The organism is Phytohabitans flavus, assembly GCF_011764545.1.
Lineage (GTDB): Bacteria > Actinomycetota > Actinomycetes > Mycobacteriales > Micromonosporaceae > Phytohabitans > Phytohabitans flavus.
Window position 1 is genome coordinate 7,989,508 of record NZ_AP022870.1, and the last position, 16,246, is coordinate 8,005,753.

The following is a 16,246-nucleotide window of genomic DNA, read 5'->3' on the forward strand; positions in this document are numbered from 1 at the left end:
AGTTTGCGCAAAGCCACTCTATTCAGACGGTGGGCGGGGCGGCGGGGTTCCCCTGTACAGAACGGGGCCCGGCTCAACCGAGCCGGGCCCCTTCGGCGAACAAACTAGGAGATGCGGATCTTCATCGAGGTGCCCTCGACGTCGACCACCCGGATCTTCACACCGATCGCGGGGAGCTTGACCCCGTGGTTCGGCAGCTCCGGGTACCAGTACGGCTTGGTGTCGTCGAACAGCGGCTGCGCGTCCTGACCGCGGATGTACGACGGCTTGTCAGCCACGTGGAGCGTGAACGAGTCAGCCTTGGTGAGGCTGAACGGCGCGTCGTACACCTGGACCCGGGCCCGCCACGGCTGGCCGTCGATCCGGTAGAACGGGCGCGGGTGCGCATCGACGATCATGTTGCGCCCCTCGCCGGGGTGCTCGAACGTGTCGTTGTCGTTGTAGAACGTGTCCCAGTAGGAGACGAGCAGGCCCTGCTGGTACGCGTAGTGGTCGACGTAGTCCGGCTTCGACGAGTACCCGAAGAAGTACGGACCGGTCTTGAGGTACTTGTCGTACTGCACGTACGACCGGTGACCCGCGATGTAGTAGTTGTCGAAGTAGCGGACCTCCGAGCCGGGCAGCGCGATGAAGCCGGCCGCCACGAACGGGCCGGTGCCCTCCGCGCCGTCGCTAAGCACGGTGGCGCCATCGGCGGTCACCGTGATCGCGTCGGCGTAGAAGCCGCCCCACGCCGTACCGCCGTCCGTCACGTACCGGAACCGGAGCTGGATGGCCTTGCCCGCGTACGCGTCGAGCGGCACCGACAGGTCCACCCACTGCTGGTTGGCGAAGCCGGTGCTGCGGCCGTCGATCGCCGGCCGGCCCGCGCTGTCCTTGCTGAAGCCGTGGCCGTCGACCGTGCCACCGACCGGGGTCCAGGCACTTCCGTCCTCCGACGCCTCGATGTAGAGGTAGTCGTAGCCGGCCTCGATGCCGTACCGAACCTTGGCGGTCAGCGTCGCCGCCGACTTGCCGGAGAGGTTGACCGGTGCGGTCAGCGAGTTGCGCATGTCGTCGGCGTTGCCGGAGAACCACTGCTTCGCGCCCTCGAACGGCGCGCCGTTGTTGATGGTCCGGGCCCGCTTGGGCAGGACCACCACCGCGGCCTGCGGCTTGGCGCTGTTGTACTCCTGTGGACCCAGGTTGATGGTCCGCTTCTGCCCGGCCACGACGGTCTCGTAGTCGAGCCAGCCGAGCTGAAGCTTGTTCCACGCCCCGAGGTCGCCGGGACGGGTACCGAGCGGCTCACCGGCGGCGTTGAGCCGGCTCTGCGCCATCAGCGTCCAGTGCTCGCTGTTGTTGTCGCCACCGTTGAGCACGTTGTAGTCGTCCGGTAGGCCCAGGTCGTGCCCGTACTCGTGCACGAACACGCTCAGGCCACCGTTTTCCGGCTGCACGGTGTAGTCACCGATCCAGATGCCGGTGTTGCCGATCTGGGTACCGCCGAGCGGGTTCGTCGCGGGACCGGTGATGCCGGCCTGGTCGACGAACGCGTACCAGCGGTGGCTCCAGATGGCGTCCTCGCCCTGCCACGGGTCGCCGTCGGCCTCGTCGCCACCCGAGTGGACGATCTGGAAGTGGTCGATGTACCCGTCGGACTCGTTGAAGTTGCCGTCGCCGTCGTGGTCGTAGCGGTCCCACTGGTCGAAGGACTTCACGTCCGCCGCGATCTGGGCGTCGGTGCGGCCCGCGGCCTTCTGGTCGGCAACCCACTGGTTGGCGGCGTCCTGGACGAGGTTCCACGGGTTGCGGCCGTCGCACACGTCGCAGAGGTCGCGGCCGTACCGTGCCTCGTTGTAGCGGACCTTCACCCAGTCGGTGACGGCGCCGTCGACGCTGTACCGACCCGAGGACTGCGCCTCGTAGTAGGTCTTGACGGACTCGACGCCCTTGCCCTTACCGAAGTACAGATCCTGGTAGTGCTCCTGGGTGTAGTCCGCCTGCCAGACCGTCGAGTTGTCGGCCGCCCGGTCGGGCTCGGGGATCTCGTTGCGGAGCGGGCCGTCGAACCGCTGCGGGCCGGGCACGTCCGGGTCGCTGTCGATGTCCGGGTAGTCCGCGTGCCGCTCGTTGCCGAACTCGGCCAGGATCACGAAGATCCGGTCGGTCTTTTCGCGGGCGAGCTCGACGTACTGGTCCTTCTTGCCGTTCTTGCCGCTCTTCTTGGCCAGCGGGCCGGTGCCGTCCGACTGGCCGACCTTGACGACAGTGCTGCCGTTGCGCGACTCGGGCGTGGCTCGTCCGCTGAGGACGTCCGTCAGGCCCTGCTCGCGCAGCTCGCGCCGCTTGTCTTCGAGGGGTTGGGGAGTTCGTCACGCCGAGGGGCATCGCCCTTGGACGGGGCCGCGGCGGGTGTATCTGCCGGCGGTGCCGCGAGCGCCGACGGGCCGAGCGAAACGCCCATGCCCGAGGCGAGCGACACGGTGAGCAGGCCCACCATGACTTTACGCACTAGTGGTACCTCCGGGGTATAAGACGCCATCCGGCCAGGGGTTGATGGCAGGTGACGTCCGTATGGGGGTGGCCCGAACGTTTGGGGCCAGAGTGAAACCTAAACAGTTACGTGCACGGTGGGAAGCCTTTCGCATGAACCCATTTCGATAGCGCGCCCGTTATGTCATGAAAAGAAGGGCGGGCCCACAGGGGGCCCGCCCATATTTCTTAGGTCCTACTTCTCTGCGAGGCTGTGCTCGCCGTGTCGCGGAACCGCGACGTGACCAGCACCGCCGGTACTACCGTCAGTCCTCGTCTTTGCCGGTCTTCATGCCGGACGCGATCAGGTCCATGACCGTCGAGTCCTGAAGCGTGGTGACGTCGCCGAGTGACCGGTTCTCGGCCACGTCGCGCAGCAGCCGCCGCATAATCTTGCCGGAACGGGTCTTCGGCAGCTCCGCTACCAGCATGATCTGCCGCGGCTTGGCGATCGGGCCGAGCGTCTTCGCGACGTGGTTGCGAAGCTCGGCGATGAGCGCCTCGCCGGCCTCGCCCTCGCTGTCGACGTGGCCGCGCGGGATCGTGAACGCCACGATCGCCTGCCCAGTGGTCGGGTCGGTCGCGCCGACGACCGCTGCCTCGGCCACGCTCGGGTGGCTGACCAGCGCCGACTCCACCTCGGTGGTCGAGATGTTGTGGCCGGACACGAGCATCACGTCGTCGACCCGGCCAAGCAGCCACAGGTGGCCGTCGTTGTCGCGCTTGGCGCCGTCACCGGCGAAGTACATGCCCTCGAAACGGGACCAGTACGTCTCGATGAAGCGCTGGTCGTCACCCCAGATCGTGCGCAGCATCGACGGCCAGGGCTCGCGCAGCACGAGGTACCCGCCGCCGCCGTTAGGCACCGACTGTCCCTGGTCGTCGACCACATCCGCGCTGATGCCCGGTAGCGGGGTCATCGCCGACCCGGGCTTGGTGGCGGTCACGCCGGGCAGCGGCGAGATCATGATGCCGCCGGTCTCGGTCTGCCACCACGTGTCGACGATGGGGCAGGCGTCGCGGCCGATGTGCTTGCGGTACCACATCCAGGCCTCGGGGTTGATCGGCTCACCCACGCTGCCCAGCAGCCGCAGCGACGAGAGGTCGAACTTGGCCGGGATGTCCTCGCCCCACTTCATCATCGTGCGGATGAGCGTGGGCGCGGTGTAGACGATCGTGGCGCGGTACTTCTCCACGATCTCCCAGAAGCGGCCGCGGTGCGGGGTGTCCGGGGTGCCCTCGTACATGATCTGGGTCGCGCCGTTGGAGAGCGGCCCGTACACGATGTACGAGTGGCCGGTCACCCAGCCGATGTCGGCCGTGCACCAGTACACGTCGGTGTCCGGCTTGAGGTCGAAGACCGCGTGGTAGGTGTAGCTGACCTGGGTGAGGTAGCCGCCGGTGGTGTGCAGGATGCCCTTGGGCTTCGCGGTGGTGCCCGAGGTGTAGAGGATGAAGAGCGGGTGCTCCGCGTCGAACGGCTGCGCCACGTGCTCGGGGCTGGCCTGCTCGACCGTCTCGTGCCACCACAGGTCCTTGTCGCTCCAGGCGACGTCCTGGCCGGTACGGCGGACGACAAGCACGCGCTCGATCGTCGGGCACTGGGCGACGGCCTCGTCCACGATCGGCTTGAGCCCGGAGGGCTTGCCGCGCCGGTAGCCGCCGTCAGCCGTGATCACGACCTTGGCGCTGGCGTCCTGGATGCGGCCGGCGAGTGCGTCGACGGAGAAGCCGCCGAAGACCACGCTGTGGGTGGCACCGATCCGCGCGCAGGCGAGCATCGCGACGGCCGCCTCCGGGATCATCGGCATGTAGATGGCCACCCGGTCACCTGCGGCGACGCCGAGGTCGGTGAGGGCGTTGGCCGCCTGGCAGACCGCGCGGTGCAGGTCGCCGTACGTGATAGTGCGGGTGTCGCCCGGCTCGCCCTCCCAGTGGATGGCGACCTTGCTGCCCCGCCCCGCCTCGATGTGCCGGTCAAGGCAGTTGTACGCCACGTTGAGCTTGCCGCCCACGAACCACTTGGCGAAGGGAGGGTTGGACCAGTCCAGCACGCTCTCCCACGGAGTGGCCCAGGTCAGCCTGCGCGCCTGCGTCTCCCAGAAGCCGAGCCGATCGGCGGCCGCCTCGTCGTATGCGGCCGCGGTGACGTTGGCGCTGGCGGCGAGCGCGTCCGGCGGCGGGAATTGGCGGTTCTCCTGCAGCAGGTTCTCCAGGGTCTCGCTCATGGGTCGGCTCCTCCTGCGGGTGTGGTGTCAGTCTCGGTCTTCCGTTTGTGAGGTTAGTGCGGGCACCATCCGACCACCGCAGCGCGGGATGAATCGATCGCCGAGCGTGGCGATCGTTGCGGCGGCCGGGTGCGCCTGCGCATATCTTGCCGTTTCGAGCCTGTTACGAACAGTCCCGAGCAGGTTTCGCGCACCCCTGGTCACGCCGGTTACGGTAAGAAACCGTGGCTGATCCGCTCGTTCCCCTTGTCGATCTCGCCGGCGTGCGCGAGGCGGTGGCGTCCGCGCGCGACCGGGCCGACGCCGCCATGCGGCACCGCGCCTTGCGCCGCCAGGGCGGGCAGGTCGCGGCCGAGGTCAGTTTGCGGTCCGCGGTGGCCAGCGCCGCCCTCGAGGGGTACGCGTATGAGCGCGAGGCCGTCCGCGCGGGCACGGTGACCGATCCGGTGGTACAGGGTGCGCTGCGCGTCGCCGGCGCGCTGGGCGGCCTCGCCGAGCGGTGGTCCGCCGCCCCGCGACAGGTGCTCGCCCGGGTGCACGTGCTCGCCGCCCGTGACGTCGTGGACGAGGACGCGCTCGGCCGCCCCGCCGCGCCGGGTCCCCGCCTGGACGCGCTGATGGACCTTGTCGCGGGTGGCACGAGCGTGTCGCCGCTGGTGCTCGCCGCCGTCGTACACGGTGAGCTGCTCGCCCTGCGCCCCTTCGCCGGCCCGTCCGGCATCGTGGCTCGGGCGGCCGCGCGCCTCACGCTGATCGCGACGGGCTTCGACCCGCGCGGGCTGCTCGCCGTCGACGTCGGGCACCTGGCCCGCGAGCCCGAGTACGTGGGCGCCGCCAACGCCTTCGCCACGGGTACGCCGGACGGCCTGCGCGCCTGGGTCCGCCACTACACCCAGGCCGTGGTGGTCGCTGCGGAGGAGCTGGAGGACGCCGCCTCGACTACGGTCGCCTGAGCCGCCGGGCCACCTCGCCAGGTGGTACATCCCGGGAGGTGGTCTCTGGATCACCGTTCGCCAGGTCGGTCGCGGCGATGTCCTCGTACACCTCGGAAAATGCCTCGAAGAGCGCGGGTGTCAGCCCGGCCGCGCGCTGCGCGGACGCGATCTCCCGCATCTCCTCGGCAAACCTGGCGGCCTTCGTCGCGGCCACGGCCACCGCGCCCGGATCGGCCTCGTCACCAAGATCCTCAAGGACCTCATCGAGTACGTCGTAGTGGTCAGCGGTCCGCATGGCCTGGGCCAGGATCGCCGTCACTCCTTTGTAGACGCTTCCGGTGCACATCTTGACCGCGCTCGCCCGGCCGGTCCTTCCGGGCACGACGACGGGCCGGACGTCGCGCCAGGGTAGGGCGGCGATCTCGTCCGCCCGCGGACCGGAAAGGTAGATGCGGGCACCGGGTCGGGTGGTCGGCGGTGGGCCGGATATCGAGCCGTCGACGAGGTCGAGGCCGGCTGCGGCCAGCGTGGCCTCGATCGCCGCGACGGTGGTGGGCGCGATGGCGTTGAGGTCGGCGACCAGCGGCCGTCCCCCGGTGCGCCGGGCGGAATCCGCTATCCGCTCGGCCGCGTCGCTTGCCGCGCCCGGCGGCGTCACCACCAGGATTACCTCGGCGGCGCTGGTCACGTCGTCGATGCTGCCCAGCACCTCTAGGCCGGCCGCCTCGGCAAGTCTTCCGCTCCGCGCAGACCGGCCCTGAAGTGTGGTCACCACCCGCGCGCCACCACTCCGCAACGCGCCGCCCAGCGCCGCTCCCATGAAGCCCGGACTCACGATCCCGATTGCCATGAGCGGAGGGTAGGGCCTCTTCGGTGGGTCTCGTGGCTACCCTTGGCGGGTGAGCCTTCGATGGCATCGACCCTATGCCCCAGGCAGGGGCCGTCGTTTGATCATGGTGTGGGAGCTCGCCGCGCTTGCGATCTTCGGCTGGACCACCGTCGAGCTATTCGAGCTGGGCGGCTTCCGGGTCCTCGCGCTCGGCCTCGGTCTCGCCGTCCTGTGGGTGGTGGGCTGCTGGCGGATCGCGCGCATGGGTGTCTACGTCAGTGAGTACGGCGTGCGGGTGCGCGGGCTGGTCCGGTCCCGCACGATCGCGTGGCGCCAGGTCGAGCACGTCCGCCTCCACCAGGCCGCACACCGCATCGGGCGGCTGGAGATCCCGAGCGGGACGACGGTGCTGATCGAGCGGGCCGACGGAGGCGATGTGCCGACGTCGCTGTGGGCACAGGGCGTCGACTTCCACAACCAGCCGGGGGTCTTCCGCGCGGTGTACCACGACCTGCGCGAGCGGCACGCGGCCGCGCTGCGCCTGTCGCCCGCCTGAGCCTGCCTGGGTTTTCCCGGCGGACACGTGGACGGCGCCTCAGGACCCGAGGCGCCGTCACCCCACGTCCATCCGGGTTACCAAGCGTGCACCTACAAAATCGTTGTCAGCGGTCCTCGACGGTCCCGCCGCAACGCGCCTGCCGCGGCTGGTCGCGCGTGGGCGCCCGGTGGCCGTGCACGGAGCCCGCTCAGCGGGGTCCGCACTCCTCGTTCTACGCCGGTCTGGTCATGATCGCTAGCTTTCGGCGAGATTGGGTGACGATGGGTGACTACTGGTCTGTTTTGCTGATTGTGCGCGAGCGGCGGTGCCGCCCGTACCACGCGATGCCGATCGCGACCCCCACGCCCACGCCGATCGCGGCCGCGGCCACCGGCACGGCCGGGCGCTCCCGCAGCCGCCGGCCCAGCGGGATCGGGTGACGAAATTCCAGCACGGGCCAGGCGTTCTCGGTGGCGAGGCGGCGCAGCATGCGGTCTGGGTTGACCGCGGTGGGGTGGCCGACCGTCTCCAGCAGCGGGGCGTCGCTGATCGAGTCGGAGTAGGCATACGACTCGGCCAGGTCGTAGCCGCGCTCCTCGGCCATTTCGGTGACGGCTGTGGCCTTGCTCGGGCCCGCGGCGTAGAACTCGACCTGGCCGTTGTACCGCCCGTCCTCGATCGTCATCCGCGTGGCGATCACGTCGGTGATCCCCAGCAACTCGCCGATCGGCCGCACGATCTCCTCGCCCGACGCGGAGACCAGCACGATGTCCCGCCCGGCCGCCTGGTGCTCCTCGATCAGGGCCGCGGCCTCGGCGTACACGTACGGGTTGATCAGCTCGTGCAGCGTCTCTGTAACGATCTGGCGAACCTGGTCGACCTGCCAGCCCTTGCACAGCTCGGCGAGGTAGTCACGGGTGCGCGCCATGCTCTGCTCGTCGGTGCCACCCAGCCGAAACATCAGCTGCGCATAGGCCGACTTCACCACGTCGCGGCGCGTGATCAGCCCATCCCGGTAGAATGGCCGGCCGAACGCCAACGCGCTCGACTTAGCGATCACCGTCTTGTCCAGGTCAAAAAAGGCGGCACTCCGGCCCACGACGCGCCAGTGTAGCTGGATGGCGTAAGGTCAGCGGGTGCCCGGGGTCCCGGCCGTCGCGCCGCCGACCTGCGGTTCTGAGCCGCCGATCAGCGACACGGCGACCCGGATCACCGTATTGAGTCGGCGTGTCGTGATAGTTGCGGCAAACGCCACTCGACGCGCGCCGGTCCACTCAGGCATGCTTGTTTACGACACGGTTTCACGTCCCTACGCGACGTGTCCGTGAAAGCTCTCGGCGGTTGCACCCCCCGTGACCGCTGAGTGGGTTTCGGCTCGACCCCCCGGAGCCGGACCCCAGACGACCCCCGCCTCCCCCGGCGGGGGTCGTCCTCGTTGTGAAAGCGTTTATCCCCCTGCTCAGAGGGGTTGCGCCGGCCAATGTGGATCTTCTAGCCGGTGACCACCGCGACGATGACGCTGCCGGGCTTGAAGTGCCCTGCGCGGACCAGCGCAAACACGCCGTACAGCATCTTCGCGACGTAGACCCACTCCAGCGCGATCGCGTGTCGTTCCTCGAAGTCTTTGATAAAATCGTCCAGCTCGGCCGTGCGGCGTGCGTAGCCGCCGAAGTGGTGGCCCGTTTCGACCGACCAGTTGGCGGTGACCTGGCCATATTCCGCCTGGAGCCGCCGGACCTCGTTGGCCAGGAAGTCGCCGCCCTTCAACGCCGAGAACCCCGTCGCGTGCTGCCCGTCCGTGAGGCCGAGTGCGATGCCGGCAAGGGTGCCGCCCGTGCCGATCGGGCAGCAGATGTGGTCGAACGCGAACGGGATCTCCGCCGGAAGTTCGGCGCAGCCGCGTACGGCCAGGGCGTTGCTGCCGCCCTCCGGCACCAGGTAGAAGTCTCCGAAGCTACGCCTCAGGCCGGCGATGACCTGCGGGTCGGCCTTGGTGCGGTAGGCCGTGCGGTCGAGGTAGACGAGGCGCATGCCGCATTCCGTCGCGTACGCCAGCGTGGGGTTGAGCGGAAGGCGCTCCTCGCCGCGGATGACGCCGATCGTGGCAAAGCCGAAGTAGCGGCCAGCGGCGGCGACGGCGCGGATGTGGTTGGAGTAGGCGCCGCCGAAGGTCAGCAACGTGCGGTGGCCCTGCTCGCGCGCGGCGGCGAGGTTGTATTTCAGCTTGCGCCACTTGTTGCCCGGGATCTCCGGGTGGATCAGGTCGTCGCGCTTGAGGTGGAGCCGCACCCCGAACGGCGCCAGCCGCTCATCGCGCAGCTCAGACACCGGCGACGGCACCCGCGGCTCAAACGGCCGGACCGGAGCCAAACCGCCCAACACCCGCCCACGGTACCGATGCCGGCGCTTGTCGATACCTTCGGCCGAACACAAGTCACCGGCCGCCATGGAAACATGTACCCGTGTGATCGTGAGCCCTCTCGGCGGTGCCACCTGCGTCGAATGCTCCGCCGCCACCGTCTCCGTCAGTGATGCCACGCCATGGTGCCCAAGCTGCGAATGGCAGCTCGACCTTTACGAGCCGGCCCGCCGCCGGCCGGAGTTCGGGTGGCGGTGGATCGATAGGCGCACCCACCGACTGGCGTACCGGCTGTCGCGTAGCCAGTTCGACACCCTGGTTGCCGACCGCCTCGACCGGCGCGGACCTGGCCTCGCGCGGGTGGTGACCATTGGGATTTCGGTCCTGCTGCTTGTGCTCGTGGCACTTCTCGCGGTGTTTGGTGTGTGGCTGGTGGTGCACGATTTCCCATCGCTGACGATCCCGTTCGGGTTGGCTGCGTTGGGCCTGGCCGCCACGCTGCGACCCCGCTTCGGCCACCTGGACGCGTCGGCCGAGGTGCTCGACCGGGAGCGGGCGCCAGCGTTGTTCGAGCTCGTGGACGAGGTGGCGGCCGCCGTAGCCGCGCCGGCGCCGGATGTGGTGGCGCTGGATGACGGCTTCAACGCGTACGCCGGCTCGGTGGGTTTGCGCCGAGTCCGCGTGCTCTGCATCGGCCTTCCGGCGTGGGGTGCGCTGCCGCCGCAGGAGCGGGTGGCGCTTCTCGGGCACGAGATGGGCCATTTCGTGAACGGCGACGTTCGGCGGACGCTGCTCACCCAGCCGGCCTTCACGATGCTGGGCACGGCCGCGGACTTGGTGCGTCCGGTGGAGACCGCGGCTACCGGCGTGGAGCGGTTGGGCGAGATGCTGGTGGAGGGGGTGCAGCGGCTGCTGGCGCGGCTGCTCTTCGGGGCTCACGTGCTGCTCGTGTGGCTGGGGCAGCGCGATTCGCAGCGTGCCGAGTACCTGGCTGACGAGCTGGCCGCGAAGGCGGGTGGTTCGGCCGCCGCCGCCAGCATGTTGGACGCGTTTCTCCTGAGTGACGCGATCGAAATGGTCGTGCGTCGGGAGGCCCGCGCGGGGCACGGGCCGGATCGGTGGCGGATCGCGGCGGACGAGGCGCGGGCGTCGGCCGCCGCGAGCCTGCCGGCGATGCGCCAGCTGTCAGTGCGGGACCGGGCATCGCTCTTCGCGTCGCATCCGCCGCAGGGCCTGCGTTCCAGGATGATTCGGGAACGGCAGTCGCACGCGGCGGCTGTGACGCTCACGGAGGCCCGGCTCGAGCGGATCGACAGCGAGCTGACCAGGCATTACGAGCGGATCGTGCGGGACATCAGCTGGGGCGGTTGAGTCCCGTCTAGCAGATCGACCCGGTTTTCGGGCGTTTTCCACAGGCCCTCTGGTTATCCACAGATTGATCTTGGTGGCGTTGGCTCGGCGCGCTCCCGGCGGAACGGTATTGGCATTGCCGCAACCGCCCCTAGGAGCAGCGAATGCCACTGCAGTCCTTGCCCGCCGCTCACCGCCTGCCGCTGCTGGTCACCGCCGAGAGCGACCTCCTCGAAGACCTCCTCCGCTTGGCCGCCGCCGGTGGCTGCGAGCTTGAGATCGCACCGGATCCGGCGGCCGCCCGATCGAAATACGCGGGCGCTCCGCTCGTCCTGATCGGCATGGACCAGGCCAAGGCCGCACTGCGCGCGGCCCTGCCTCGCCGCCCTCGCGTCGTCCTGGTCGGCAGATCATCTGGGTACCCGGACGACCCGTGGCAGCTTGCCGAAGCGCTGGGCGCCGAGCACGTGGCGATGCTGCCGGCGGCCGAGGGGTGGCTGGTGGAGCGGTTCGCCGAGCGGTTGCCGAGCCCGGGGCACGGGCGGGTGATCGGCGTGGTCGGCGGGCGGGGCGGCGCCGGAGCGAGCGTGCTGGCCAGCGGCCTGGCCGTGACGGCGAAGCGGGCCGGCCTCCGCTCGCTCCTTGTCGACGCCGACCCGCTTGGCGGCGGGCTCGACCTGGTGCTGGGTTGGGAAGACCTCGAAGGTCTGCGTTGGCCCGCGCTCAGCGAGGCCGACGGCCGGATCGACGCGAATGCGCTGGTGGGGGCGCTGCCGCACCGTGGTGGGCTGGTGGTGCTCTCGTGGGATCGCGGCGAGCTTGTCGGCCTGCCGCCCGAGGCGATGGCGGCGACGATGGACGCCGGCCGGCGCGCCTGCGACCTGGTGGTCGTGGATCTGCCGCGACAGTTCGACGACGCGGCGGTGGTGGCGTTGCAGGCGGCCGACCGGGTCTACCTGGTGGTGCCGGCCGAGATCCGGGCCGCCGCTGCCGCCGCCCGGATCGCCGCGCTCACCCGCCTGCACTGCGCCGACGTGGGGCTGATCGTGCGCGGCCCCACTCCCGGCCGGCTCCGCGCCCGCGACATCGCCGACTCGCTCAGCATGCCGCTGGCCGGCACCCTGCGTCCTGAGCCGGCGCTGTCCCGCAGCCTGGAGCACGGCGTGGCGCCTACGTCGAAGGGCCGCGGTCCGCTCGCCACGCTGTGCCAGCGCCTTGTGGCCGAGCTGACCGGCACGTCGATGGAGGCCGCGGCATGAACGGGCAGATCGATCTGGCGAGCCGGGTGCGCCGCCGCTTCGCCGTCGAGGGTGTGGAGGCGACCCCGTCAGCGGTGGTATCGGCGGTGCGCAGCGAGCCGGCTGGCGCGGTCCTCGGTGACAGCGCCGTGCTCCGCCTCGCCAACCAGGTGCACAGTGACCTGGTCGGCGCGGGGCCGCTGACGCCGTACCTGACCGATCCGACGGTCACCGACGTGCTCGTCAACGGGCGGGACGTCTGGGTCGACCGCGGTAGCGGGTTGCAGCGCGTGTCCACTGTGCTCGGCGGCGTCGACGAGGTGCGGCGGCTCGCCCAGCGGCTGGCGGCTGGGTGTGGGCGGCGCCTCGACGACGCCAGCCCGTGCGTCGACGCGAGCCTGGCCGACGGCACTCGGCTGCACGCCGTGCTGCCACCGGTGGCCACCGAGGGCCGTACCTGTCGCTGCGCACGTTTCGCCAGCGACCCTTCACGCTGCACGAGCTGATCGAGCAGGGCACCGTGCCGGAGCCGATCGCGACGCTGCTGGCGGCGATCGTGGGTGCCCGCCTGGCGTACCTGGTGACGGGCGGCACGGGCTCCGGAAAGACCACATTGTTGAACACCCTGCTCGGCCTGGTGCCACATAGCGAGCGGATCGTGCTGGTGGAAGACGCGGCGGAGCTGCGCCCGGTGCACCCGCACGTGGTGGGTCTCCAGGCACGTACCTCCAATGTGGAGGGCGCGGGCACGGTGACGCTGAGCAACCTCGTGCGTCAGGCACTGCGCATGCGTCCCGACCGGCTGGTGGTCGGCGAGTGCCGGGGCGCCGAAGTGGTGGATCTGCTGGCGGCGCTCAACACGGGGCACGAGGGCGGCGCCGGCACCATGCACGCCAACTCGCCAGCCGACGTGCCCGCCCGACTGGAGGCACTCGGGCTGCTTGGTGGCCTGCCCCGCGCCGCCCTTCACGCCCAGGCCGCGGCGGCGCTACAGGTCGTCCTGCACGTGCGGCGCACCCGTAGCGGGCGGATCCTCGACTCGATCTGCGTGCTGATGCCATCTGGCAGCGAGCGGCTCGTGACCGTGCTCCCGGCGTGGCGGCGGGGGCACGGGCCAGGGCCGGCGGCGCGAGCGCTGGCCAGGATGTTCCTCGACCGCTCGGTGCTGGTGCCGCCGGTGCTCTCGGCCGAGGGAGGCCGGCCGTGACCGCGCACTGGATGGTCACGGCCGCTTGCCTGGTCGCTGCGGCCGTCGTGCTGGCCTGGCCCCAGCGCAGCCGCCCAGCCCGGTTGCTGACCCCGCCGCGGCCAGCGCCACGCAGCCTGCGGGAGCGGGTCGCGGCGCTCTCCAGCCGGCGGGCGATGGTCTTGGCGGTCGTCCTCGCGGCTCTTGCCGGCACGCTGCTCGCCGGCCCGGTCGCCGGGTTGGTAGCCGGCGGATACGGGGCCATCGCGGTGCGCACGGTGCTGCGGCGGCGGTCCTCCCGCGCCGCCGCAGCCATGCGGACGCGCTCGCTCGACGCACTGTGCGGGTTGGCGGCGGACCTGCGGGCGGGCCTGTCCGCCACCAGCGCCGCGCCGACTGCCGGTACCGCCCATCCGCAGGCTGGTCCGGCCACGATCGAAGACCGCCGGATGGCTCAGCTCACCGATGCGGCCTGGCGCCTGGCGGAGCGCACCGGCGCCCCGATCGCCGACCTGGTCGAGCGCATCGAGGCGGACGCCCGGGCCATGGACCGCGCAAGTGCGTCCGCGGCGGCGCAGGCGGCCGGTGCGCGGGCGACGGCCTGGCTGCTCGCCGCCCTGCCGCTGGGTGGGATCGCGCTCGGGTACAGCATCGGGGTCGACCCGTTGGCGGTGCTGCTGCGTACGCCAGTCGGCGCCGCCTGCGCCGTGGGTGCGGTGACGCTCCAGGTGGCCGGGCTTGTCTGGGCCGATCGCATTGCCTCCGCCGGCACGGTGCGGCCGGAGCCCACACCGTCGAAGCCGGCGACGGCGGCCGAGCCGGCATCGCCGCGAGGCGCCACGATTCGACCGAGGCCACGCCCCCGGCCACGCATGACGGCGGTCGTCGCCGGCCGCACCAGTGTGGGGAGCGAAGCATGACGCTGGCGGAAGCGTTGCTCGCGGTAAGCCTGGCGGCGGCGGCGGCGATCGTGGCCGGTGTACGCGGCTGGCCAGCCCGTCGCGGGCTCGCCACCCTCACCACGCGGCGCCAGTGGCGGCCCAATCCGGTCCGGCTAGCGGCGGCCCTCGGCGGCTTCGCGGTCGCGCTCTTCGTGGGCGGCCTGCTGGGGCTGGCGGTCGGGGCAGGGGTGGCGGTTGCTCTCGATCGGTTCCTGCGGCGCTTGGAGCCGGCCGAGGCGCGGGCGCGGCGGCTGCGCGAGGTTGCCGACTTGCCGCTCGCCGCCGACCTGATCGCCGCTGGCCTGCGGGCGGGCGCACCGGTGGACCACGCGGCGGCGGCCGTAGCCGAGGCGATCGACGGCCCTTTGGGCGAGCGGCTCGCGCGCGTGGCCCGCTCTCTCCGCCTGGGCGCCGAGCCCGCGGAGGCGTGGGGCCACGTGGCGATGGTGGCCGGCGCCGGGCGGATGGCACGGGCAGCGGTCAGATCGAGCGCCAGCGGTGCCGCTTTGGCCGGCGCGTTGACCCGGCTCGCCGACGACCTGCGCGCCGACCGCGCGGTGGCCAGCGAGGCCGCCGCCCGCCGCGCGGGTGTGCTCATCGTGCTGCCACTGGGCCTGTGCTTCCTGCCGGCGTTCATCCTCGCCGGTCTGGTGCCAGTGCTAATCGCCGTCCTACGCGACGTGCTCTGAGCCAGCGAAAGCCAACGCCGAGGAAAGCGAACCCGAAAGCCAACGCGACGGGGAGCGCAACGCAAAAGCCAACGCGGAGGGAAGCGCGAAAGCCAACGCCGAGCGAAGCGCGACGCGAAAGCCAACGCGGAGGCGAGCGCAACGCGGAAGGAGACGGCCCCGGGGCGAAGAGAGAAAACCCGGGGCGAAGAGAGAAAACCCCGGGGCGGCAGGAAAAAGCTTCGCCCGCCAGGCCGGCGGGTGTGGGGGATCCGACGGAGAGAGAGGGGATTTGTGTGCGCAAGCTGATCGCTCGGCTGTGGGAAGCCGGGTCGGGGAGGATCGTGGCCTGGAGGAGGCGCCGCCTCGCGGGCGACGCCGGGATGAACACGGCTGAGTACGCGGTCGGGACCATGGCTGCTGTCGCGTTCGCCGGCGTCCTGTTGAAGGTGGTCACCAGCGCAAGCGTCCAACGAGCGCTCACCGGCATCATCGAGGGAGCGCTGAAGTGAGCCGGGGCCGGCGGCCCGGCCGCGACCGGCAAACTGGCCGCGATCGGAGAGCACGCCGCGACCGGGGGTCGTTCACCGCCGAGTTGGCGGCCGGGCTGCCGGCCCTGATGCTGTTGCTGTTCGCCGGGCTGACGGCGGTGAATGCGGTGACCACGAAAGCCCAGTGCGTGGATGCCGCCCGCGAGGCCGCGCTGGCCGCCGCACGTGGCGAGGGCGGGGCAGAGGCAGGACAGCGAGTGGCACCACCAGGCGCCACGGTCTCGATCGCGACGTCGGGCGACACGGTGACGGCGACGGTGGCAGCCCCGGTGCGGGCGATCGGCCGAGGCCTACCCGGTACCACGATCACGGCCACGGCGGTCGCCGCGGTAGAGCCTGGGACGCCGGGGCTGGCGCCATGACCACCGAACGACAGCACGACGGCCACGCGACGGCGGTCGCGGCAGTGAAGCCCGAGCACCGGGGAATGACGCCGTGAGCACCGGAGCCCGGGACGCCGGGAATGACGCCGTGATCCGCCGACGACGCGAGGATCGCGGACCAGAGCAGGGCCACGAGCAGCGCAAAGTCCGGTGGGAGCGGGCGTCCATGCGGCGCAGGCAGGCGGATCGCGGCGCGGCGACCATCATGGTGCTGGCGGTCGGGCTGGTGCTGCTCGCCCTTTCGGCGGCCGGCGCCGCTGTGGGCGCGGCACGCGTGGCCCGGCACGAGGCGCGGGCGGCAGCAGACCTGGGTGCTCTCGCCGGCGCGATGCGGATACTCGAAGGCCCGGACACAGCCTGCGCCCGCGCGGGCGAGCTGGTGTCGCGCAACGGCGGCCGGCTCGCGGCGTGCACAGTGGACGGCCTGGACCTGATCGTCGCCGTCGAAGTCGACGTGACGCCGCTGGTCGGCCTCACCCGCACAGCCCGCGCCGCCGCCCGCGCCGGCCCCATCCGGACCGAATAG

The 16,246-nt window shown here is 71.1% G+C and carries 13 protein-coding genes and 2 pseudogenes; 10 read left to right on the top strand and 5 right to left on the bottom strand.

The annotated features are described in order from the left end of the window. Nucleotides 1–104: 104 nt before the first annotated feature. Together Pflav_RS35370 and acs are read right to left on the bottom strand one after the other, a co-directional pair. A pseudogene (locus tag Pflav_RS35370) lies at nucleotides 105–2,479 on the bottom strand (immune inhibitor A domain-containing protein). Between the two features lie 301 nt (nucleotides 2,480–2,780). Next, entirely contained in the window at nucleotides 2,781–4,742 is a 1,962-nt protein-coding gene (acs, locus tag Pflav_RS35375; protein ID WP_173041052.1) for an acetate--CoA ligase, read from the bottom strand. Between the two features lie 224 nt (nucleotides 4,743–4,966). Between acs and Pflav_RS35380 the strand changes: the two genes are divergently transcribed. Further along, nucleotides 4,967–5,695, top strand: coding sequence for a Fic family protein (locus Pflav_RS35380; RefSeq protein WP_173041053.1), 729 nt, complete (start codon nucleotides 4,967–4,969; stop codon nucleotides 5,693–5,695). Here the strand turns inward: Pflav_RS35380 and Pflav_RS35385 are convergent. Next, nucleotides 5,682–6,527, bottom strand: coding sequence for an NAD(P)-dependent oxidoreductase (locus Pflav_RS35385; protein WP_173041054.1), 846 nt, complete (start codon nucleotides 6,525–6,527; stop codon nucleotides 5,682–5,684). The two genes, Pflav_RS35380 and Pflav_RS35385, sit on opposite strands and share 14 nt — an antisense overlap. 103 nt (nucleotides 6,528–6,630) lie before the next feature. On the opposite strand from Pflav_RS35385, the gene Pflav_RS35390 reads away from it, so the two are divergent. Further along, nucleotides 6,631–7,062: a PH domain-containing protein gene (locus Pflav_RS35390; protein WP_232072277.1), complete on the top strand. Its 432-nt coding sequence runs from the start codon at nucleotides 6,631–6,633 to the stop codon at nucleotides 7,060–7,062. A 271-nt stretch (nucleotides 7,063–7,333) separates the two neighbouring features. Here the strand turns inward: Pflav_RS35390 and Pflav_RS35395 are convergent, their stop codons facing one another. After that, nucleotides 7,334–8,143, bottom strand: coding sequence for an HAD family hydrolase (locus Pflav_RS35395; RefSeq protein ID WP_173041056.1), 810 nt, complete (start codon nucleotides 8,141–8,143; stop codon nucleotides 7,334–7,336). A 392-nt stretch (nucleotides 8,144–8,535) separates the two neighbouring features. Then, entirely contained in the window at nucleotides 8,536–9,372 is an 837-nt protein-coding gene (locus Pflav_RS35400; protein WP_232072278.1) for a 1-aminocyclopropane-1-carboxylate deaminase/D-cysteine desulfhydrase, read from the bottom strand. Nucleotides 9,373–9,514: 142 nt separating this feature from the next. Between Pflav_RS35400 and Pflav_RS35405 the strand changes: the two genes are divergently transcribed. The 8 genes and pseudogenes from Pflav_RS35405 to Pflav_RS35440 all read left to right on the top strand — a co-directional run bounded on the left by Pflav_RS35405 (nucleotide 9,515) and on the right by Pflav_RS35440 (nucleotide 16,246). Continuing rightward, the gene (locus tag Pflav_RS35405) at nucleotides 9,515–10,774 is read left to right on the top strand and encodes a M48 family metallopeptidase (RefSeq protein ID WP_232072280.1); all 1,260 of its coding nucleotides are present in this window, start codon (nucleotides 9,515–9,517) and stop codon (nucleotides 10,772–10,774) included. 143 nt (nucleotides 10,775–10,917) lie between these two features. After that, complete coding sequence (gene ssd / locus Pflav_RS35410) at nucleotides 10,918–12,012, top strand: septum site-determining protein Ssd (RefSeq protein WP_173041059.1); 1,095 nt, start codon at nucleotides 10,918–10,920, stop codon at nucleotides 12,010–12,012. Beyond that, nucleotides 12,009–13,198: pseudogene (locus Pflav_RS35415) on the top strand (TadA family conjugal transfer-associated ATPase). The gene ssd and the pseudogene Pflav_RS35415 overlap by 4 nt, the downstream one beginning before the upstream one ends. Further along, on the top strand, nucleotides 13,195–14,097 hold the full coding sequence (locus Pflav_RS42975) for a type II secretion system F family protein (RefSeq protein ID WP_180201292.1): 903 nt from the start codon (nucleotides 13,195–13,197) through the stop codon (nucleotides 14,095–14,097). Before Pflav_RS35415 ends, Pflav_RS42975 begins: the two are co-directional and overlap by 4 nt. Next, nucleotides 14,094–14,807: a type II secretion system F family protein gene (locus Pflav_RS35425; protein ID WP_173041060.1), complete on the top strand. Its 714-nt coding sequence runs from the start codon at nucleotides 14,094–14,096 to the stop codon at nucleotides 14,805–14,807. The genes Pflav_RS42975 and Pflav_RS35425 overlap by 4 nt, the downstream gene beginning before the upstream one ends. 362 nt (nucleotides 14,808–15,169) lie before the next feature. Next, on the top strand, nucleotides 15,170–15,298 hold the full coding sequence (locus Pflav_RS35430) for a DUF4244 domain-containing protein (protein ID WP_173042818.1): 129 nt from the start codon (nucleotides 15,170–15,172) through the stop codon (nucleotides 15,296–15,298). Then, nucleotides 15,295–15,699 (top strand): TadE family type IV pilus minor pilin, encoded by a 405-nt coding sequence (locus tag Pflav_RS35435; protein ID WP_173041061.1) that lies wholly within the window; start codon nucleotides 15,295–15,297, stop codon nucleotides 15,697–15,699. The genes Pflav_RS35430 and Pflav_RS35435 overlap by 4 nt, the downstream gene beginning before the upstream one ends. Nucleotides 15,700–15,772: 73 nt before the next feature. Beyond that, on the top strand, nucleotides 15,773–16,246 hold the full coding sequence (locus Pflav_RS35440; protein WP_232072282.1) for an Rv3654c family TadE-like protein: 474 nt from the start codon (nucleotides 15,773–15,775) through the stop codon (nucleotides 16,244–16,246).